12 protein-coding genes are annotated in these 21,704 nt (G+C 46.0%); 10 read left to right on the forward strand and 2 right to left on the reverse strand.

The window, feature by feature from the left end; translation table 11 throughout:
• The first annotated feature begins 6 nt into the window (after positions 1–6).
• Genes nirB through GUA87_RS11675 form a run of 3 tightly spaced genes read left to right on the forward strand, consistent with a single transcriptional unit; the run spans position 7 to position 5,472 of the window.
• Positions 7–2,451 carry a nitrite reductase large subunit NirB gene (gene nirB, locus GUA87_RS11665; RefSeq protein WP_193716727.1) on the forward strand — a complete coding sequence of 815 codons (2,445 nt, stop codon included), beginning with the start codon at positions 7–9 and terminating at the stop codon, positions 2,449–2,451.
• Complete coding sequence (nirD, locus tag GUA87_RS11670; protein ID WP_193716728.1) at positions 2,448–2,795, forward strand: nitrite reductase small subunit NirD; 348 nt, start codon at positions 2,448–2,450, stop codon at positions 2,793–2,795. Before nirB ends, nirD begins: the two co-directional genes overlap by 4 nt.
• Position 2,796: 1 nt before the next feature.
• Positions 2,797–5,472, forward strand: a complete 2,676-nt coding sequence (locus GUA87_RS11675; RefSeq protein ID WP_227711836.1) for a nitrate reductase — start codon at positions 2,797–2,799, stop codon at positions 5,470–5,472.
• 49 nt (positions 5,473–5,521) lie between these two features.
• Here the strand turns inward: GUA87_RS11675 and GUA87_RS18230 are convergent, their stop codons facing one another.
• Positions 5,522–10,873, reverse strand: a complete 5,352-nt coding sequence (locus GUA87_RS18230) for an RHS repeat-associated core domain-containing protein (protein WP_193716729.1) — start codon at positions 10,871–10,873, stop codon at positions 5,522–5,524.
• Positions 10,874–11,027: 154 nt separating this feature from the next.
• Here GUA87_RS18230 and GUA87_RS11685 point away from each other — a divergent pair, with 154 nt between their 5' ends.
• Positions 11,028–13,901: a penicillin acylase family protein gene (locus tag GUA87_RS11685; RefSeq protein WP_193716730.1), complete on the forward strand. Its 2,874-nt coding sequence runs from the start codon at positions 11,028–11,030 to the stop codon at positions 13,899–13,901.
• 42 nt (positions 13,902–13,943) lie between these two features.
• Here the strand turns inward: GUA87_RS11685 and GUA87_RS11690 are convergent, their stop codons facing one another.
• Complete coding sequence (locus tag GUA87_RS11690; RefSeq protein ID WP_227711837.1) at positions 13,944–14,858, reverse strand: LysR substrate-binding domain-containing protein; 915 nt, start codon at positions 14,856–14,858, stop codon at positions 13,944–13,946.
• Between the two features lie 116 nt (positions 14,859–14,974).
• Between GUA87_RS11690 and argE the strand changes: the two genes are divergently transcribed.
• The 6 genes from argE to GUA87_RS11720 all read left to right on the forward strand — a co-directional run bounded on the left by argE (position 14,975) and on the right by GUA87_RS11720 (position 21,636).
• Complete coding sequence (gene argE, locus GUA87_RS11695; protein ID WP_193716732.1) at positions 14,975–16,156, forward strand: acetylornithine deacetylase; 1,182 nt, start codon at positions 14,975–14,977, stop codon at positions 16,154–16,156.
• Complete coding sequence (locus GUA87_RS11700) at positions 16,153–17,583, forward strand: MmgE/PrpD family protein (RefSeq protein WP_193716733.1); 1,431 nt, start codon at positions 16,153–16,155, stop codon at positions 17,581–17,583. The genes argE and GUA87_RS11700 overlap by 4 nt, the downstream gene beginning before the upstream one ends.
• Before the next feature lie 11 nt (positions 17,584–17,594).
• Positions 17,595–18,629: a TRAP transporter substrate-binding protein DctP gene (dctP, locus tag GUA87_RS11705; protein ID WP_193716734.1), complete on the forward strand. Its 1,035-nt coding sequence runs from the start codon at positions 17,595–17,597 to the stop codon at positions 18,627–18,629.
• A 56-nt stretch (positions 18,630–18,685) separates the two neighbouring features.
• A complete protein-coding gene (locus GUA87_RS11710) occupies positions 18,686–19,210 on the forward strand; it encodes a TRAP transporter small permease (protein ID WP_193716735.1) in 525 nt (174 codons plus the stop codon).
• Between the two features lie 23 nt (positions 19,211–19,233).
• Positions 19,234–20,514 (forward strand): TRAP transporter large permease, encoded by a 1,281-nt coding sequence (locus GUA87_RS11715; RefSeq protein WP_193716736.1) that lies wholly within the window; start codon positions 19,234–19,236, stop codon positions 20,512–20,514.
• A 174-nt stretch (positions 20,515–20,688) separates the two neighbouring features.
• On the forward strand, positions 20,689–21,636 hold the full coding sequence (locus GUA87_RS11720; RefSeq protein WP_193716737.1) for an aspartate/glutamate racemase family protein: 948 nt from the start codon (positions 20,689–20,691) through the stop codon (positions 21,634–21,636).
• The last annotated feature ends 68 nt before the right edge of the window (positions 21,637–21,704 follow it).

Below are 21,704 nucleotides of genomic sequence, written 5' to 3' on the forward strand. Positions count from 1 at the left end.
GCACAAATGAAAGAAAAACTTGTTGTTATCGGAAATGGTATGGCACCCGGCAGAATGCTGGAATCCCTTATTGATAAAGATGCTGACCGATATGAAATTACAATCTTCAACGCGGAACCACGGGTGAACTACAACCGGCTTATGCTGTCCCCCGTTCTGTCTGGTGAAAAGACCTACGAAGATATCATCACCCATGATGATAACTGGTATGCAGAAAATAACATCACGCTACATAAAAGCGCGTTGGTGACTGACATTGATCGTAACGCAAAAACGGTGACCTCTGAAAACGGGATTACTGCACCTTACGATAAACTTGTTATTGCCACCGGATCCTCCCCATTTGTTATTCCGGTGCCCGGTCATGATTTGGACGACGTTCTGGTTTACCGGGATCTAGATGATGTTGAAAAAATGCTGGCGGCCGCGAAGGATAAAGGCCGCGCTGTAGTTATCGGCGGTGGGCTTTTGGGCCTTGAAGCCGCCGCTGGCCTCAAAGCCCAAGGTATGGATGTCACTGTCCTTCACTTGATGCCCACACTGATGGAACGTCAGCTTGACCCTGCCGCCGGGTATTTGCTTGAAAAAGCAATTACAAACATGGGAATTGACGTCATTACTGAAGCCAACACCCATTCAATCCTCGGCACAGATAAAGTCACAGGTGTTCGCCTGGAAGATGGAACTGAAATTGATGCCTCCATTGTGGTGATGGCTGTGGGTATTCGTCCTTCAACCTGGCTTGCGGATAAAGCTGGAATTGAAATTAACCGTGGTGTTCTTGTCAACGATCGCATGGAAACTTCTGCACCGGATATATATGCCCTTGGTGAATGTGTTGAGCATAACGGTGAATGTTACGGTCTTGTTGCCCCTCTTTATGATATGGCGCAAGTCATCGCCGACCAACTGGTTGAAGGCGATGCAGAATATCAGGGGTCGCAAACAGCCACCAAATTGAAGGTGACGGGGATTGATCTATTTTCCGCCGGGGATTTTGCGGATGGAGATGACCGTGAAGAAATCATTCTTCGAGACGCGACCGCAGGTGTCTATAAACGCCTTGTTTTAAAAGATAACAAAATTATTGGGGCTGTTCTGTATGGCGAGACTGCAGATGGTATGTGGTTCTTTGACCTACTGAAAAAAGGTACCGACATTTCAGAAATGCGGGACACACTGATTTTTGGTCAGGCTTTCCAAGGGGGTGCGTCGCAGGACCCGTTGGCCGCCGTTGCGTCCCTGCCGCCTGATGCGGAAATCTGCGGGTGTAACGGCGTATGTAAATCTACAATCACTGATACGATCAAAGAAAAAAACCTGACCACATTACAGGAAGTGCGCGCCCACACCAAAGCGTCTGCATCCTGCGGAACCTGCACCGGTCTGGTGGAACAGCTTATGACCTTAAGTTTGGGTGATAGCTATGACGCTTCGGCCGTTGCCGCGGTTTGCCCCTGCACCGATCTTGGGCATGACGAGGTCAGAAAGCTTATTAAAGCCAAAGGTTTAAAAACCATTCCCGAAGTTATGCAAGAACTGGAATGGAAAAGTTCCGGAGGGTGTGCAAAATGCCGACCTGCCCTGAATTACTATCTCGTCAGTGACTGGCCTGATGAATATGCCGACGATTATCAATCCCGCTTCATCAATGAACGGGTTCACGCCAATATCCAAAAAGATGGGACCTATTCCGTTGTGCCGCGCATGTGGGGTGGGATGACAACGTCTGATGAGCTTCGTGCCATCGCTGACGTCGTTGACAAGTTCGACATCCCCGATGTGAAGGTTACAGGTGGTCAGCGTATTGATATGCTTGGCGTTAAAAAAGAAGACCTCCCCGCCGTTTGGGCAGATCTTGGCAAAGCCGGTTTTGTGTCCGGTCAAGCCTATTCCAAAGGACTTCGTACTGTCAAAACCTGCGTTGGTACAAACTGGTGTCGCTTTGGAACGCAAGATTCAACTGGTCTTGGGATAAAACTTGAAAAGTTCATGTGGGGCTCCTGGACCCCGGCAAAACTGAAGCTGGCGGTCTCTGGTTGCCCACGCAACTGTGCGGAAGCGACCTGTAAAGACATCGGCATTATCTGCGTGGATTCTGGGTATGAAATTCACTACGCCGGGGCTGCAGGGCTTGATATTCGCGGCACTCAGGTGCTTTGCCTTGTTAAGACCGAAGAGGAAGCCATGGAATATATTTGTGCCTTAACGCAGATGTATCGCGAGCAAGGGCATTATCTGGAACGGATTTACAAATGGGCGGATCGTATCGGCGAGGAAGAGATCAAAAAACAGATCGTTGAGCAAGCTGACACAAGAAAAGCCTATTTTGATCGCTTCGTCTTTTCCCAAAAATTTGCGCAAGTAGACCCTTGGGCAGAGCGCGTTGCGGGCAAAGACCGTCATGAATTTGAACCTATCGCAACCCTTTCACTGGAGGCCGCAGAATGAATGTACAGGCACAAATGTGGTTGCCAGTAGGCACCCTTAACGACATCCCGAAACAGGGCGCACGATGTGTAAATTTTGGTGCGAATAAGTTAGCCATTTTCAGAACCGAAGATGACCAGCTCTTCGCTATGGAAGACAAATGTCCCCACAGTGGCGGTCCATTGAGCCAAGGCATCGTTCATGGGAACTGCGTCACCTGCCCACTGCATAATTGGGTCATTTCACTGGAAAGTGGGGAAGCACAAGGTGCCGATGACGGTTCAACGCTCACCTACCCGGTGAAATGTGAGGAAGGTCAGGTTTTTATCGGCATAGGTTCCAACATGGAAATCGAAGAGGCATGACATGAAGGATGCCTTAATCCCCATACGCCAAAAAACAAAAACCACCTGCCCTTATTGCGGCGTGGGATGCGGGATTGTTATTTCAACATCCGATGGTGGCGTGACCGTTAAAGGTGATGCAGAACATCCCGCAAATTTAGGTAAGCTGTGTTCCAAGGGGTCTGCCCTTGGTGAGACAATGGGTCATGAAGATCGTCTTCTCTATCCAGAAATATCTGGAAAACGAGCGGGTTGGTTTGACGCGATTGATAGTGTCGCCAATGGACTTACTGAAACCATTCAAAAACATGGTCCGGATAGTGTCGCCTTCTACGTTTCGGGGCAGATTTTGACCGAAGATTACTACGTCGCTAACAAGTTGATGAAGGGATTTATCGGCTCTGGCAATATTGACACAAACTCCCGCCTTTGCATGTCCTCCAGTGTCGCGGCACATAAGCGTGCTTTTGGCAGCGATACGGTTCCGGGAACCTACGAAGATCTTGAAACGACAGACCTTCTGATCCTGACCGGCAGTAATCTGGCCTGGTGTCACCCCGTCCTCTTTCAACGTATCATCCATGCAAAAAAAGCAAGGCCTGAGATGAAGGTGGTCGTCATTGACCCCAGGCGCACAATGACGACCGACATTGCCGATCTTCATCTACCCCTGCACCCCGACAGTGATGTGGTCCTTTTTACAGGTTTATTGCGTCAGATAGATCAAGCAAACACTGTGGACCAGGAATATGTTGATAAATTCACAAACGGTTTTGACACGGCTTTATCAGAGGCCCAATCAGCAACCATTGAGGTTGTCTCTCGCATAACAGGGTTATCCCGTCAGGATCTTCAGCAGTTCTATGACCTTTTCATCGCGACAGAAAAAACCGTGACCGTTTACAGCCAAGGTGTCAATCAGTCGGTGATGGGAACAGACAAAGCAAATGCGATTATTAACTGTCACTTGGCGACCGGTCGCATCGGACTCGAAGGGATGGGTCCCTTCTCCATTACCGGGCAACCGAACGCCATGGGCGGACGGGAAGTTGGGGGGCTGGCCAACATGCTGGCGGCCCATATGGACGTTGGAAATGAGGTCCATCACGAGATCGTCTCCCGATTTTGGAAGACCGACAAACTAACCCAAAAGCAAGGCCTTAAAGCCGTTGATATGTATAAAGCTGTTGCGGATGGATCCATCAAGGCGATCTGGATTATGGCGACCAATCCAGTAGACAGCCTGCCTGAAGCAGACATGATCAAAGAAGCGCTTTCGAAATGTCCGATGGTTGTTGTCTCTGATATCATGGGTAATACCGACACGATGGCCTTTGCAGATATAAAACTGCCCGCCGCTGGTTGGGGTGAAAAAGACGGTACTGTCACCAATTCTGAAAGACGCATCTCTCGTCAAAAAGCGTTTTTACCACTCCCCGGTGAAGCCAAGCCAGATTGGTGGATCATTTCTAAAGTCGCCCAGAAGATGGGTTTTGTAAAAGAATTTGCGTACACGTCGCCTGCAGATATTTTCCGCGAACATGCGGAACTATCTGCATTTGAAAATTCCGGTCGTCGGGATTTTGATATTGGTGCCTATCACGATATCAGCGATGAGATGTATGAAGATCTTGCGCCTTTCCAATGGCCACAAGCGAAGGGAGAGCAGCCATCAACTACCCGTTTCTTTGCAGACGGGGGCTTCTATACAAACGACAGAAAAGCGAACTTCATTCCATTGTCACCGGGCGTTCCCTCTTCGCCCTGTTCAAACACACTGATTATGAATACCGGCCGGTTGAGGGATCAGTGGCACACCATGACACGTACTGGAAAAAGTGCGCGCTTGTCCGCGCATGCCGCGGAACCAATCGTCGATATAACATTTGAAGATGCGCTCAAACGTAACATTCATGATGGGGATATTGTAAAGGTAAGCTCCGCCCATGGGGAAATCATCTGCAAAGCCAAAGTAAGTCAGGAGTTACGCGCCGGCGAAGTCTTTGTTCCGATGCATTGGACAGATGAATTCGCCAATCAAGCAAGGGTAAATTCCTTGATCAGGGCCGTAACTGACCCGGTATCAGGTCAACCAGCCTCCAAATTCACCCGTGTCACCATCAGCCCTTTAAATCCAACTATATATGGCTATGCCATTTCCTTTTCGAAACCTATATTCATCCAAGCCGACTACAGAACGACGGTAAGAGTTGAAAATGGCTGGCGAACGGATTTTGCTCTTAGCCTGCAGGTTGATAATCCAGAGAAATACGCATCTGATCTGTTTTCATTGAACGGAGACGAAGACAAACTGGTTTATCAGGACGGACGACAGCAGGATAACCGGATTTTTATCTTCAAAGCGAATAAGCTCATCGCTGCCCTGTTCTTATCCCCTGCTCCCTTAAATCTGTCGAAAGACTGGCTCGGCCAGCAGTTAGGATCTGAAATTGAGGACCCTGTGACACGATACAAGCTGGCGGCGGGCCGTCCGGGCGCAGATCAACCTGATAAAGGCCCCATCATTTGCGCCTGTTTTTCAGTTGGTGCATATGAGATTTCAGATGCTGTTAGGTCCGGTAAATGCTCAACTGTAGAGCAGATCGGTGACGTGCTTAAAGCCGGAACCAATTGCGGATCCTGCAAATCAGAAATTCAGCAGATCATTGCACCAAATCAGATTTTGGCGGCGGAATAAACACTCACAAAAATGCCGCAGGAAACCAAATCTCCTGCGGCATTTTCATTTATTTTTTTACTTCATCCGGCGCTCTGTTACTTGAGCCGCGTTCGTCTTCGGGGTCTGAAGCAGGTTCAAACGGTTCATTCCTTTCCTGCATTTCCGCCCCATCGCCAGAAGCCTCCGCCGGGGCCAAAATTGGTGCAGGTGCATCATCTTCTTGAATAACAACAATCCTCGGGCCACCATCACTACCACCACTTTCAATATCAGATGATGGTGGGGCTGGTCTGCGGCCTGTTTCAATCAACCATTCAACAATGCGATAGTCTGACGCGTATGAGCTATCCATGTATTTAGCGACTCTCAGCCCACCAGTTGGGCCAATACATCGGACGAGACATCCTGTTTCAGGGGTTAAAGGACTTACCTCACGGATACAAGTCATAGACCAGCGTGTCCGACAATTGACCAAAGCAAGTGGTGATGAAGCTGGGGACAGCTCAAGGCTTACAATGTTCTTGATCCATTTAACACTGAATTGCCCCCAATCGAACCCCATATTGGTGGCGGAAGCAATTCCGCCAAAAATTGCGTATCCCGAATAATATCCAACGGAACCCAAATGGTAGAGGGCATACATATGAGTAACATAGACAGCGTACCATCCATACTGAGATCTAAAGAACCCGCCTCGATCTTCGCTCCAATATTCTCGGCGATTACCAAAATCACGGTATGACAAGCCAATTTTCATCAGCAAGCCAGATACCCCGGTGCTGTCCGCCACCAACTGACGGTATGCTGGGTCTGTATCACCTGTCGCGGACCAAGGTTTGGAGCCGTAATAATAAGGCAGCAAATACAGGTTTCCAAATATCGACATGATGGTGTATTGCGCCAGCAAATAGCCTAAATCGCTTCCAAAATCATCTTGATCCAGCATTGGAAAACCGCTGATATAACGCTGAAAATAAACAGCGGCGGTAAACATTGGGACCTGGCCTGCTATTTTATAGACCATCCGTTTCGCAAGCATAATATAGCCGTCTCGAGCTGTTGCCCCCTCTTCCATTGTTTGTTCCCATTGGAGGGCTTCAACGGCTGTATAGGCTTTTCCAAAAGCTGAGAAAATGGTCACTTTGACTGCTGATACGGCAACATCCACCGCATATCCCGGGACAATCGTTTCTCCACCTACGATTTTAGAGCTGGGAAATGCATAGGCCACAATTGGAGCCACTAACAAACTTTGTAGGTAGCCGCCAAATCGTGTCCATCCCTGTACGGATTGGGCGCGATGATACTCATCAAACGCTGCTTTCTCTTCCTCTGTTGGAGCTCCACCCCAATCATCAGGGATAACCTGACGGTTTCTGGCACCGCAACACCGCCAATTTGCAATACCTGTCCAGTTTTTAAATCGCTGCCACCTGCTTAACGGGGCTTCATCTCCAGCACGACCATCCGGATCGATCATCATGATCGGATTTGAATTTGCGTACTCGTAGGGGTTAGCCCTAGATCTTGCTGGATCAGCAGTTAGAAACCTGCCCGCCACCGGGTCATAGTAACGTGCCCCCATGTAATATAACCCAGTCTCCGGATCATATTCGTGCCCTGCAAATACAGGAATACTTTGATCATAGGAAATTCCCGTTTTCTCAAGCTCACCATAAGGAGCGTAAGAATAACTTGCTCTGACCAAGCCACCCTCATCGGTCACCTTATAAACGCTCCCTCTCACATCAGAATGATAATATCGGGTTTCGTTTAATGATGGTGAATGTGCTTTCTCTGACAGGGCTGCTTGCACAGTTGGTGAAAGTGTTGACGCGACAAAAGAGGTAAGGACAAACACTGTCACAAGATTTCCAAACCGGGGTTTTACAGACAAAAATGGACGTATTGGGGTGCGACCCTTTACGGCGGCGATAGCTAAAAGCCCAAGAAATGCACTGAAAATACCAACTGAAACTCCACCAACTACAGTGATCTCAGCGTTTATATATTCGGCAATGCCCCCAGCATTTTTTGTACCGTTTAACGGAATAAATGCCGACAGATCCTTATCAGTAATCTCGGAACTGACCGATAAAATCCGACCGGTTTGATCCCAGACATGCTTTGTCTGCTGCATACGTCCATCGTCAAAAACCCTAAATTCATAAAACGGGTTAATAAAATAGGTGGCAGACCCGTTATCGTTTATTTTTGCAATACGTTGTCCCGTATGGTCATAGACATAATTGGTATGGCCCTGAGTATTTCCAACTATTGTAGTCGATTGAACGAGCTTATTTTCAGCATCAAATGTGAAGGAAGTTTTTTCATGACCTCGCCCTCTCGAAATGACATTTCCTTTTGGATTAATATCAAGCTCAACCCTCTCACCATTTCGCTGAAGCACTTGCTTCACAGGAAGATCTGCAATTGGTTGATCATTATAATAATCACGTTTGACAGAAACATCTCCTGTAAGAGATAACGCGGTCACCAATTCTTCATTTTCGTTAAAAGAATAGAGTATTTCAGCCTTTGTAACACCTCGACCAATCTTTTCAGTTCGAGCTGTTTTTGCAATCAGCTTGGACTTTTCATCTATTTTGTAGGCAATCTTGGAAAACTGCTCCATTTCTACTGCAGAGATTGGACGTGAGAGATCAATGGAGGAAAGATGCCCTTTTTCATTCCAAATCAACCTTTCCAGAATTCCGTTGCCTAGTTTTTTAGAAAGGGTTCGCGCTCCGTTTGCGTTAAGGCGGTAGTCAAATTTTGCGACGACGTCTTCCACTTGCTTGCCTTTATCCCAGGCAATTTGCGTCAAAGATCCTTCGTCGTATTTGTAATCAAGTACTGCCCCATCAGGATAAGAAACCTCTGATAAACGCCCGCCTTCAAAATCAAATCTCGTATCAAAGTTATAGTATTTCCCTTTGGAAACAGGAATTTGAACCTTCTTTCCCGTCACCCTGTCCAGTTTATCGCGGGTGTAATCAATGATAATTCCGGATGGCAATTTAACTGTGGAAATTCGGCGGCTCTTCGGAGTTTCGTAGAAATACCTCTCTACATCCCCTTTGGACAAGGACTTGGTAATCAAACGCCCCTTATCGTCATAATTAAACCGAACGGCTTCACCGTTAGTGTTTACTACCGCTAATCGTGCAAATTCGTCATACTCATATCGGGTAATACCGTACCCTTCTTTTTCCTGGCTAATAACCCTGCCTGCCCGGTCATAATGGTGTACCTCTACGCCTTTTTCAGGATGGGTTACTTGCTTCTGCCATCCCTCAACTGAATAAATATACTGGACGTCACTCTCCAGTAACTTGCCGCGGGCACCAGCTGACAAGTTTGACTTTGCTAACAAATTACCAAAGCCATCCAATTTCACGCTGGTAGTCGCACTTTCATTATCTGCGGCATTTCCAGAAATGGAGACGGACTTTATTTCCTGAATGCGGGTGTCTTCAGTTAGTTTCCACTCTTGCGCTTCAATCACTTGCAAACGCTCATCTCCATCACCCGTTGTCTCAAAAGAGGAAACGGATTTTGTAATACGACCGAAGGGATCTAGTGTATTGATAGTTGTCGTTTGGTTAGGAAGTACCTGACGTAGCACCTGACCATGGGCTGTATCATGTTCGAAAACAGCAACATCGATTTTACTGGCGTTTTCCACAGAGATTTTAGAGGGATAGGTTGCCAGTTCTTTATCAAACTCGAAACGAACAACCGCAGTTTTATCATTGATACGGACTACATTTCCGTAGTCGTCAAGGTAACTGGTTCTATTTGATCCCTTAACGATTTCTCCGTCTCTGGTCTCGTGATATGAGGATGAAGAAATCTGAGCTGAATTAAAGTCGTAACTCCAGTTTTTAGTAAACTGGGACTTCTCTCGGGTATTTGTGTAATGCTCAGAAACTATTAAATTGGACGCATAATCAGGTGAGCCTTTAGTGCGTGCTTCATCAAGGTACTTATACTCAATTTTGCCACTTGCATTTGATGACTGAATTAATCGTCCACGATCATCATGTACGCGCTTGGTCCTTGTGACAGTTTTCTCCGCGCCGTTGCCCTCATATTCTGTAATTTCATTGATGACATAAGAGCTTGCTGGACCACTTGTGAGTTTTTCGTATTTGTATTCTGTTTTTGAAAGTACGTTACCTGGGACTACTCGACCATTTTCTAACATTTTCGCAAATACGCGGCTTTTAGAAAGAACATAATCTGATAAATCACCGGAACCATAAGCCGTAATTTCAAAGGTTTTCGTGCCAATTTCGTGACGAGATACTTTACCAAATGAATAAGACCCGTCGCTCTTCTTAGCAGGTGCATCATAGGCAAACACAACCTGACGAATTGCACGCCCTTGATCGAACTCGGTGATTGATTTTACCGGGCCTGCTTCATTTCGATTGTCATAAGTAATACTGCTTATTCCATCCAGACCATTATCAATATGAGCCAGTCTTGCATTTCTGTTTTCATCTTTGGAAGACTGCCACTTAAACTTAATTGGTGTAGAACAGACCGGTTGATCCCCCCAAGAATACCCGCAGTCCGCATAGGAATTAACAAGTCCCGCTACGCCATGGGAGAAAACATGGCTGCGCACTTTTCTCTCCCCGATCATACTTGTGACAATTGTCCAGGGTTGTTCCTTTGTCCCAAAATCGAACAAGACAGCACGCTGTTCGCCTCCGTCTTCGTTTTTGTGACCATATTTGATGGATTTGATAAGCCCAGTTTGAGGGTCATAACCGTAGTTCAAAAAATTGCCAAAAAGATCACGTGCACTAGTGATCTTCCAGATATTTCCTGATGCGGCTTTTTGATAATTTGAAACATACCCTTTTGAATTTATCTGGTGAAAACCTTGGTTGGATTTCTTAACAACTGTCAGAGGATCATTTGACAGATAAAATACGTTTGTTTCTGATTTGTTATTGCTTTGAATGAGACGCAAACCGTTCAGACATAACGCATTTTCACCGCAATCAGTAATGCGACTTATACCATGAATGTCTATTGGGTTATCCATAGCACCGGTCGGCTCTAAAGTAAGCTGCGGTGTCATGTTATTGGTACCCGGCGCAACAGCAACAGGAAACGTGACTGCCGCCCTACCTGTTTTTTCTTCTACCGTCAGCTCATACGGCTTTTTCGCAAAATAGGCCTTTTTTGGTAGAACGCCCTGATGACTATTTCGACTATCTCCAAAATCCATTTTCCGGGTTTCTTGTAATTTATTGATATGCAGATTTGCACTCTCAGGAAGGGCGTCTACTCCTACTGTTTTCTGTTCTCTCGCTTCAACTGACATCAGGGAAGACGTAGCCAACAGACAGGTCAAAAACAGCCACAGCGATTTAGACTTCGAAATAGATTTCACAGACATGCCAAAAGACTCTTTCGTTAAAGATTACCGTCAATCCATAACGAAGGGAGGATCTGGTCTGTGAGTAAGTGGTAGAAAATTTGTCCCAAAGGATCGGCATAAAACGTCGTTGCTTCGTAATTAAAGAACTCGTTTTCTGCGAATAGGAGCAAATATGTCGTTTAAGAATTTGAAGAAAGCACTGCTTGCATGTGCTGCTTCTGCTGTCCTCATGGGAAGTGGGACTGAAGCATTTGCAGCGGTTACCATCGAAAGGGATCAACATGGTGTTCCCAAAATCACGGCTGATACCAACAATGAGATGTGGATGGCCTTTGGATATGTTCAGGCGCGTGACCGGATTATCCAAATGGACATCTTGCGACAAACGTCTCTGGGTATACTGCCGAAACTTTCCCGATCTGATTTCTTAGATGGGAAAGCACTAGCTGCTCAAAACGATACCCGTGAAATTCGTAACATAAAAGTATCGCATAAATACAATAACTTAAAGCACGAACTTGAGATTGAACTTGCAAAAATTAAACATACCAAGGATTACGCAGTTCTTTCTTGTTTCGCGGAAGGTATCAATGCCTTCCGTAACTTGATTGCAGGAAAAGAACCTTCTAGAAACACTTCATGTGGCGTTACAGAAGCTGAACTATATGACTTAGAGCCACACAAACTTTCTCGTGAAGAGTTTGAAAAAATAAGACAATATGACCATGAACTAGAGTTGGGTTTTGACGCGGAGCCTTGGACCGCCGTTGAGGTCGCTTCCCTGTTTCATCTCCAGGTCATGGATGAGTTTTCCAACCGTAATACGGAAATGAACAACCTACAGCATTTGGTGGATTTGACAAAAGTATTCAGCAGAGGCGAACCTACCCCTGAAGCAGATGTCAAAGCCGCTATGATGTTCAACACCATTAAGTGGGCACAAGATAAAGACGCGGCGACGACTATACCGGCAACAGGTATTTTAAAAGCCAACGCGAGCGCCAAAGCAAAAGAATATCATGCGAAACTTACAAAAAATGTGAATAGCGCGGAGGGAAATTTTAACGGCTGTAAAGTATATCAACCTGATGTTTTCAGGCGTAAAATTGAAGCTGATCTCAAATATGCGATGCATCAAAAAACTGATAGTTTTCCGTATCATGCCAGTAACTGGTGGGTCGTCTCGCAAGCCAGTATGGCGCTTGAAAAACGAAATCAAGCCACTGGTGTCATGTTCAACGGCCCACAGATCACGGCAACTGATCCATCAAAAACTTATCAGGTGGCACTGATCAGCAAAGAAGGTTTTCAGTTTGCCGGTAACAGCTACCCTGGCACTATCAACTTCTGGCAGGGATATAATGGCGATCTTTCCTTTGGTCTTACCGCTGGCAACATTGATGTTTCTGATATTTTCTGTGTTGACCTAAAAAGCGATGAACAAGATATCTATTACGAAACAGCTTCCGGAGAAAAGAAAACCCTTCTCAAATCTGCACTAAATCCTAAGCTTTGGCATACCAAGGATACGAACTGGCCGGTTGTAGCAATAGACTACAATCCAGATAGGAGTGAAATTATTGGGACTGCCTATATTCAACGTTATAATTGGCAAGGCGCTACTGTATCTTCACTGGTAAACTGGTTGCACGCCGTCAATGCGCGGGATATCGACAGCTGGCACCGCAAATTAGATCGCGTTGGCGGTAACTTCAATCTTGTAGCTCTTGATGCATCTGGTAAGGCTTCTTACCGCCTCACAGGTAGCTTTCCTATCAAACATGGTATGGAATATCCAGCATCAGAAAATGCCCAAGTATGGGATTACTACCCTTCATATGATCCACGTCTGCCCGCCCCAATTGCGCCAGATGATGGTTGGGTAAATATGGGTGATTTCTACCATTCACTACGCTTTGATATGAAAGATGGTCATATGGCCAACTGGAACCAAAAGCCGTTTATCAACATGCCTGATGGAGATTTGGATTACGACTCTTACTTCCGCTTTGATCGCGTTCAGTTAATTAAAAACGAACTTGCAGCACAGTCAGACACCCCTTGGACGGTAGACAAGATGCTCAACTTTAATGGTCGCCTGCAACGTTTGGATGTAAATTACTTCGCTTTCAAGCCATTCTTGAAGCGTCTGGTAAACATCGTCAGGGATGCGGAATTGCCTGAAGTCCAGAAAGTGACGCTACTTCAAGCGTTGTTCCACATAAACGGGTGGAACGGTATGCGGGGTGACAATACAAATCCTGAATTGGACGCAATGGGCGCGGAATACGGGCATGTGTTGTTCTTTGAATGGATTGACGCACTCACACAGAATTTTGCAAATCGCATCGCCAACGGTGATCCCAATCTTTCCAAGTTCCTAATGGCTAAACTTCTGAAAACCAAACAGCCATATTTCCCACGCCCTGATAAGACAAAAGATGGAATTCCTGAACAGAGGAAGACTTTCCTGACAAGTCACGGTATTCATATTAATAGCCGCATCATCCTGAATGCCCTGCATTCTACATTTGTCATACCAGAATCCGAAATCGCTGTTGGTGGAGTTGATGACGGTCAGCCTTTGTACGAATATGACCAGTTTCAAGCGAACCTAGGGCAAAATGCTGCTGTTGAAGACATGATTGGAGCGTTGATTGATGCTGTGGCTGCAACGAGTAAATATCCGGGATATAGTGACGCGCAATTTGCACTGGCGGCACCACAACGCCTTGGAAAAGGTATTATCTCCCGCTCCGGTATTTCCAATACCATTGCAGCCGGTGACGTTCAGGTAGGCTTCCGTCCTAAATTGCCAAGTGTTAATCATTTCCGAAATCGGGGGGCCTTAAACATCATCGTCGGCTTCGTCAATGGCGTCGGGGATGCCAGAAACATCACGCAGCCTGGTGTTCGTGAATATCGCGGATTTAATGGGGAACCAGCAATCCATATCGATCAGTTGAAACTGTTCAGTGATAATCATTACCGACATATGTACCGACTGCTACCACATCAAAACATCAAGATCAGAAGCAAACTCTAACTTGCAACAACTGCCATTCCGGAATATCCGGAATGGCTTCTTTCAGGAAACGGTTAATTCAGATGCTTTTTCCTGAAGCCATTTCCATAATCCATGAATAACTGGATCACTCGCGTTTTCCGGTAGTGTTAAAAGATAATATCCAGATTCTAGCACCAGCTTTTCTTCCGAAAGAGACACCAGTCTTCCCTCATCCAGATCTCGTTGTACCAGAGACTGTTTGGCCAGCGCGATCCCTTCCCCATTAATTGCAGCTTCAATGACCATCCATTGTTGAGAAAACTCTCTGAACTTCAGATCATGGGTCCAGTTGAGCCCCAAGTGATGGAGATAATCTTCCCAAGATGGATAGTCCTTAATCACCTTTGGATGCTGATCGATCAGTAGCGGTAAAGTATCCAGCTTGTCCATCACCAGCTTTCCATCTTTCTGCTTTACCAGAGCTGGAGAAGTCACCAACATTAGTTCATCACGCAAGATTTCCTTACACCACATCCCCGCCTGCTTTGCCAAACCGTAACGGATACCTACATCACCATCGTCACTGTGATATTCATTTACCAACTCTACCGTTGTTATGGAAATATCAACATCGGGCCACATCAATCTAAATTCAGTAAATCGTGGAAGCAGGAATTTCATGGCGAAAGAGGCCGTGACAGAAATAACCAGTCCTTTTCGAACGTCAGGCCGGCCTACACGTCTAGTTGCATTTCTAATATCAGATAATGCTTCTGAAACTTCATCAAAATAGGCCTTTCCAGGGTCCGTAAAATCCAAACCTCGATTGCTTCTTTTGAATAATCGGCACCCAATCCACTTTTCCAATGAATGAACCTGCTGGCTGATTGCCCCAGAAGAAACCCCCAATTCCTGCGCCGCCCGGGCAATATTCAGGTGTTTTCCTGCCATCTCAAAGGCTCTTAACGCATTCAATGGTGGGAGTTGATCTTTCATGCTTTGCGTTTAGTTTTTCTAAATTCAATTACAGATTTATTACATTTGGGAAGTGTAATCTAGATCGTAATCTACATGACAGCCCATCAACTGTCGATAGATTTAAAATTGATAACATGGTTCAAACTAGTCCAACAAATACGCTAGAGATACTGGAAAAGCTGATCAGCTTTGACACCACCAGCTATCGTTCCAATTTGAAACTTATCGAATTTATATCTTCCTACCTGTCAGGGTATGGCATTCCCAATCAACTGATCTTTAATGGGGAAAAATCGAAGGCAAACCTTTTTGCTTCAATTGGTCCCGCAACATCCAGAGGTATTGTCTTATCTGGTCACACGGATGTTGTTCCAGTAGATGGGCAAAACTGGACGTCCAACCCCTTCCAACTTCGCATCTCAGAGGGGAGAGCGTATGGCCGGGGCACTTGTGATATGAAGGGGTTTATTGCAAGTGTCCTGGCCGCAGTACCCCAGATGAAGGAAGCCAACTTACAAAGGCCAATTCATCTCGCCTTTTCGTATGATGAAGAAATTGGCTGCGCAGGTGTTGGGCACCTGATCGAACATATTACCCAATCTGGTATCAAAATTGACGCCTGTATTATTGGCGAGCCGTCATCTTTAAAACCGGTCACCGCCCATACTGGAAAATGTGTCTACAAATGTCAGTTTGGTGGCACCGCCATGCATTCTTCGCTCGCACCGGAGGGGGTCAATGCCATCTCATACGCGGCGGATGTCATTCACGAAATTAACGCCATTGCCATTGCAGCAAAAGCCCACCTTGTCGATGACAATCGTTTTAAGCACCCTCACCCGACCATCAATATCGGACAGATACAGGGGGGAAAAGCCGTCAACATCGTCGCAGAATATTGTGAGTTTGATGTTGAATGTCGCTTCCCTCCCGGATGTGACGCCGTGTTCTTTGAAGAAGCACTATATGCCCTTGTTCAAGATGAAGCCCATACATCCATGGTAGCGCAAAGCCGCGGAGCCTATGCCAAATGTGAAAAGGTGGCCAGCTATCCCGCTCTTCAGGGGGATTTTAATTCACCGGCTACCCGGTTAGTTCGTAAAATTACACGCGCCAACACTGATATTGCGGTGAATTATGGCACCGAAGCCGGTCTCTTCCAAACACAAGGGTACTCCAGTGTTGTTTGTGGCCCAGGCGACATCGCTCAAGCACATCAACCCGATGAATTCATCGAGCTCATACAGCTTGAAAAATGCGATCTGTTTATGGCGGCGCTTGTACATGAACTTTCGGTTGAAGAGGTACTGGCATGAACCAAGTATCTCCCTTTCCCGACAACCTTCAGGACATCGCAAACTGGATTTCCAATACAGACAAGATTTCTTCTAAAAAAGCCCTGCAAAGTGCCAAAAAAGCGTTTGTCGATACTATCGCCTGTATCTTGGCTGCATCCAAAGAACCTGTTGTGGAGCGGGTTTTTCAAGGCTTGAGAGGTTCCAGCGGAGGCGTTTGCACAGTCACGGGTCGCATGGAAACCTTTTCCGCTGAAAATGCTGCACTGGTCAATGGCACCGCTGCCCATGCACTTGATTTTGATGATAATTTTATTCCTGCCGTTACTCACGCATCAGCGGTGATGGTCCCTGCGCTCCTGTCTTTGGGAGAAGAAATTGGAGCGACAGGTGATCTCTTACTTGATGCCTATATTGTGGGCCTGGAAACTCAGGCATGGCTTGGTCATCACATGATACCGGCGCACTATGAAATGGGGTGGCACGCCACATCCACCATCGGTGCGGTCGGCGCTGCAGCAGCCTGCATCAGGCTGCTAACCTTGGACACTAAAACAATTAGCAACGCCATCAGCCTTGCCACCAGCATGGCAAGTGGATCAAAAGTCCAGTTTGGCACCATGGCGAAACCTCTTCACGCAGGACTGGCGTCACGCGCAGGTATTACTGCAGCCAAACTTGCCTTGGCGGGCGTAGAAGCCAGTCAAGACCCCTTTGAAGGCCCTTGGGGTTTCATGACCTTGTTTGATGGGTCTCATGAGCCTGATTACCCGCGCCTTTCTTGTCTTTCCATACTTGAACATGGATTAGCGCAAAAAAAATGGCCTTGTTGTGCAAGTGCGCATCGGACTCTGGATGCTGTTTATGACCTCATCAGAAAACACAATCTGAGCGCGGTTGAAATAGAACAGATTGAAACTGTTATTCCCGATTCAAACTGTAAGAACTTGCGTTTTGATAATCCACAAAATGCAAATGAAGCCCGTTTTTCTATGCATTATGCCGTTTCAGTTCTGGTCTGCACAGGTGGTTTGACGCTTGAAGATTTCACGGATGCCGCTGTTTGGCGCCCTGAAATAAGGCAGTTCATGGAACGAGTGAATATGCAAAGTGCATTAGCGGCAGAAACCGTCACGACAAGTATCTGGGACATCCCGGCACGCACAACGATCAAATGCAGAGGTAACAAGCAATATACAAAATCTGTGAAGCAACCAGTTGGAACTATTCACGCCCCTCTAACGGATGCAGATCTCATTTTGAAATTCATGACTTGTGCGGGGCGGCTTTTGTCCAATGAAAAATCGGCGCAACTAATTGAATGTCTTAACGATTTTCAAAATCAGAACATTCGTCATATCGCCTCTTTCATGCGAACGAAAGAGACTAACCGGGACCGCAATATCCATCAGGCGGTTCAGGAATTACAAGATGGAATACTAACATAGGAGTGTTTATCATGAATGTAAGGAGACTTGTTCTTAAAACAGCATTGTCTACCGTCACAGCAGTCGGAATGTTGATGGCGACAAATTCTTTTGCAGCTGAACAGTACAAAATTGATGTCTCTCTGGAAACAGGGCCAAACCATATCCGCAACATCAGCATCAAACGCTGGGCGGATGCATTGAACGCGCAATCCAATGGTCGTTTGAAAATAAATGTCTTCGAGGGCGCTTCGAAGTTTAAAGGATCTGCAGTTCCAACAGCTTTGGCACAAGGAACACTGGATATGGGGGTACCCGGAACCTGGCATCTGACCAAGTTTATTCCGGATTTTGGCATTGTATTCCTTCCAATGTTCTTCGGTCATGAACGCCAAATTTCCTACAAGGTTATGGATGGTGATATTGGAAAAGAACTTATCAAGAAAACTGAAGAAAAACTGAATGTTAAAATTCTGGGCCGATTTATCGACATTGGTAGCGCCATCACTTTTATGAAAACCGATGCTATTCAAGGCCCCACAGACTACAAAGGAAAACGTATCCGTATCGCTGGCAGCGCGGCTCATGCACGCCGATATGAAGCGCTTGGCGCCAATGCTGTGAAAGTGTCCTGGCCTGATGTTCCTCAAGCTCTGCAAACCGGCATGGTTGATGGCGTCATGACAGCTTTTGAATCTGTACGCAGTGCAAAGCTGTGGGATTCTGGTCTGAAATATGTGTATGTGGATAACCACGCTTTCCACCAATACGTCCCAATGATCAATAAGGATCTTTGGAATAAACTGCCGAATGATCTTCAGGAACTCATGCAGTCAACATGGGAGAAATCGGTTGATCCACAGCGTGAGTATACTGCGCAACGTGACAATGAGGCTCGATTGGAAGCGATTAAAAACGGCATTGTTGTGACAGATGCTAATGCAGCCGATATCGGCAAGTTACGTAAAACACTGATGCCAATCCAAAAGGATGTCATTAAAGAGCTTCGTATCGATCCTTCTTTTGCTGAACGTGTAAACGCAGCCATTCTAAACGCCTCCATGTGAGACACCTATGCGGGAGATGCTTTCATGGCATCTCCCCCACATGGAAAGGACTGCAAATGCAAAAATTATTTAAACTAATTGCAGCGATTGAACATGGAATGATTGCAGTATTTGCCGGGATTTCCCTGCTGCTCGCTGTAACTGAAATGTTCATGCGTTACTATTTTGCAAGCTACTTGCCTGATTGGACATCGGAAGTTGTGATTTATCTGATTACTGCTTCGGTGATGTTGTCAGGTGGACGGTTAGTCTCAGAAAATCGACATGTTAACGCCGATATTTTTCTGCGAATGGTGTCACCGGCAAATCAGAAATATCTGGAGATCGCTTTTTGCCTGATCGGCTTGTTTGTTTGCACGGTCATGGTTGGAAAAGGGGTTGGAATTGTTGAGTTTGCCTATCTGCTGGATGAGCGAAGTGACAGTTCCCTACAATTCCCGGTTTTCATTTACTACGCCTTTGTTCCGATCTCGTTCGGGGTCATGTTTCTACATTATCTGGCACGCTTGATCACTTATGTGTTCGCTTATGACGAAACAACAATGGCAACAATAGAGCTAGATCTAGAAAACGCAGATTAATTGCGTACTAGTGGGGTATTACAATGTTTTTTCCAAGTGTATTTGCTGGGCTGTTCGGACTACTTGCGACGGGAATGCCTATATTCCTGGCGCTTGGGTTCTTGAGCATCCTACTCTTCTGGCATGAAGGAACACCGCTTGTCGGATTGCCGCAGCTAGTTGTTGATCACATGAATTCTATCACCTTCCTGGCCATTCCGTTTTTTGTAATGGCCGCCACATTCATGCAAAAAGGAGGCATTGCCAAAGCATTGGTTGACTGCTCTTACGCGTGGGTTGGTCATTTTCGAGGTGGTTTAGCGGTTGTGTGCGTTGTTGCCACAGCTATTTTTGCAGCCATCTGTGGGTCTTCCGTTGCGACAGCCATGGCCATGGGAACAATTCTTGTCCCGGCGATGATGGCCAACCGGTATGAGCGAAAATTTGCCACCGGTATTGTTGGCTCTTCTGGGACTCTTGGTATTCTTATTCCACCCAGCATGGCCTTTATTGTTTATGCCATCATTGCCGAACAATCAGTTCCGAGACTGTTTCTCGCGGGTGTCATCCCAGGCCTTATCCAGGCGGCCTTGTTTATCGGCTGGAGCATGTACTACACCAGTAAGAATAACTATGAAGTTGGTAAACGCCTTCCTGCGAAAGAGTTTCTGAATACAAACCTGAAGGCACTCCCTGCTCTGTCTCTACCGGTCATCGTTCTGGGTGGTATCTATGGAGGTGTGGTTACTGTTACCGAAGCAGCGGCATTATCCGCGCTTGTGGCCATCCTGATAAGCGTGTTTGTTTATAAAGGCTGCGCTGTTGATGAAATAGTCCCTACGATGGTCGAAGCGATCAAACGTGCGGGATCCATTGTCTTTATTATCATGATGGCACTGGCGTTTGGACACTGGATTACAGGTTCCGGCTTTACCCATACCCTTACAAATATGGTAATCGAACATGATATTTCAGGATGGCAATTCCTGTTATTTATCAACTTATTGATGATTTTTCTTGGGATGTTCCTTGAGAATTTCGCTGTCCTGCTGGTTGTTGTCCCGCTTGTACTACCATTGTTGGAGCCACTTGGCATCGACCCTGTCCATTTTGCTGTGGTAGTAACTGTTAATCTGGAGCTTGGCCTTTTAACGCCACCGGTTGGTCTCAACCTCTTTGTTCTAACCTCCATCACAAAAGCACCCATTAAAGAGGTTATACAAGGAACCCTACCCTTCATCATATTGATGGTCATTTTCCTGATGCTTGTTACTTACATTCCGGAGATTTCCCTCTGGTTGCCGAACCTCGTATACGGCAGCTAACCTTCCTCCCTGTTGGTCGCGCTTCTGTTTGGGCGCGGCCATTTTTTTGAAACATACCCGTTTCCATACAACTGAATGTAAAGTTAAACCAAAATACAACTTTAAATTGTTTGCAAAACTATAAAACACCACATGCGTGCTCTATTTCCAACTTACGCACGCGAGGTGTTTTCTATGACAAACCGTAATGTTCTCGTCATCGGTGGTGGCGTTGGCCCAGAAGCCGGTACTATGTTCCATCAAAAAATTATAAAAATGACTGACAATCAAGGCCGAGGTGATCAAGGTCATGCCAATGTCATTCATGCGTCTTTTTCACAAGGTGTTGGGGATCGAACGAAATTTCTATTAAGACCCCTCGCGGAGGTCACTCCACCTAATCCCGGGCAACAAATGGCATATGTCGTTAATAGTGCTATTAGTGGTTATAGTCGCTTAGATGGAGATTTTATTGTTGGCGTTCCATGTAACACCTTCCATTCTGAAGAAATATTTACTCATTTTAAGGGCGCGATCCAAGCCCCTCGAACACATCCTTTAAACATGATTGAATTAACTTCAGCTTACATAGGCAGACGTTTTGAAGGCAAAAAAATAATACTGCTTTCAACAAAAGGCACCAAGGATACTAACGTGTATTCAAGTCAGAAGTTTGCTGGAATAATTACATGCGGTCCAGAGCAACAAGAGAAAATTACTGACGCTATCTACAACAAAGAGGTAGGTATCAAAGGAAACAATCCAAACTATTTACACTCCGCGAACATGTTTGAAAGCATAGTGAGAGAAATTGTAGGTGATCAAAGAAAAGAAGACTTTTGCGTTATTATGGGCTGCACGGAAATTCCTATCGCGTATGACAAACTTATGCGCCAAGCTAAACCATTGAAACCGGAACAAGAAGAAAAACAGCCTCAAGCTCAGGCAGCAGTACCGGCGCCAATAAGACCCCACGTAGCAGCCACTTTTCTGCCACCTGAAAACTATATTGACCCGATGAATATCCTTGCCGCAAATATGGTCATCGCTGGTGGCTATGTGCTCAAAGAAGAATACGACCGATTTAGAATCGTATCCCCTGTTCCAGCACCAAGTGTTGGGCTCTTGCTCTCTAAACTATAACCTGCACTAGTTTATTTGGATCCCACATTACCTGAAGAATCAAAATATTCACAACTGACCAGCCTGCA

Origin of the sequence: Sneathiella sp. P13V-1 (assembly GCF_015143595.1) — a bacterium.
Classification (GTDB): domain Bacteria; phylum Pseudomonadota; class Alphaproteobacteria; order Sneathiellales; family Sneathiellaceae; genus Sneathiella.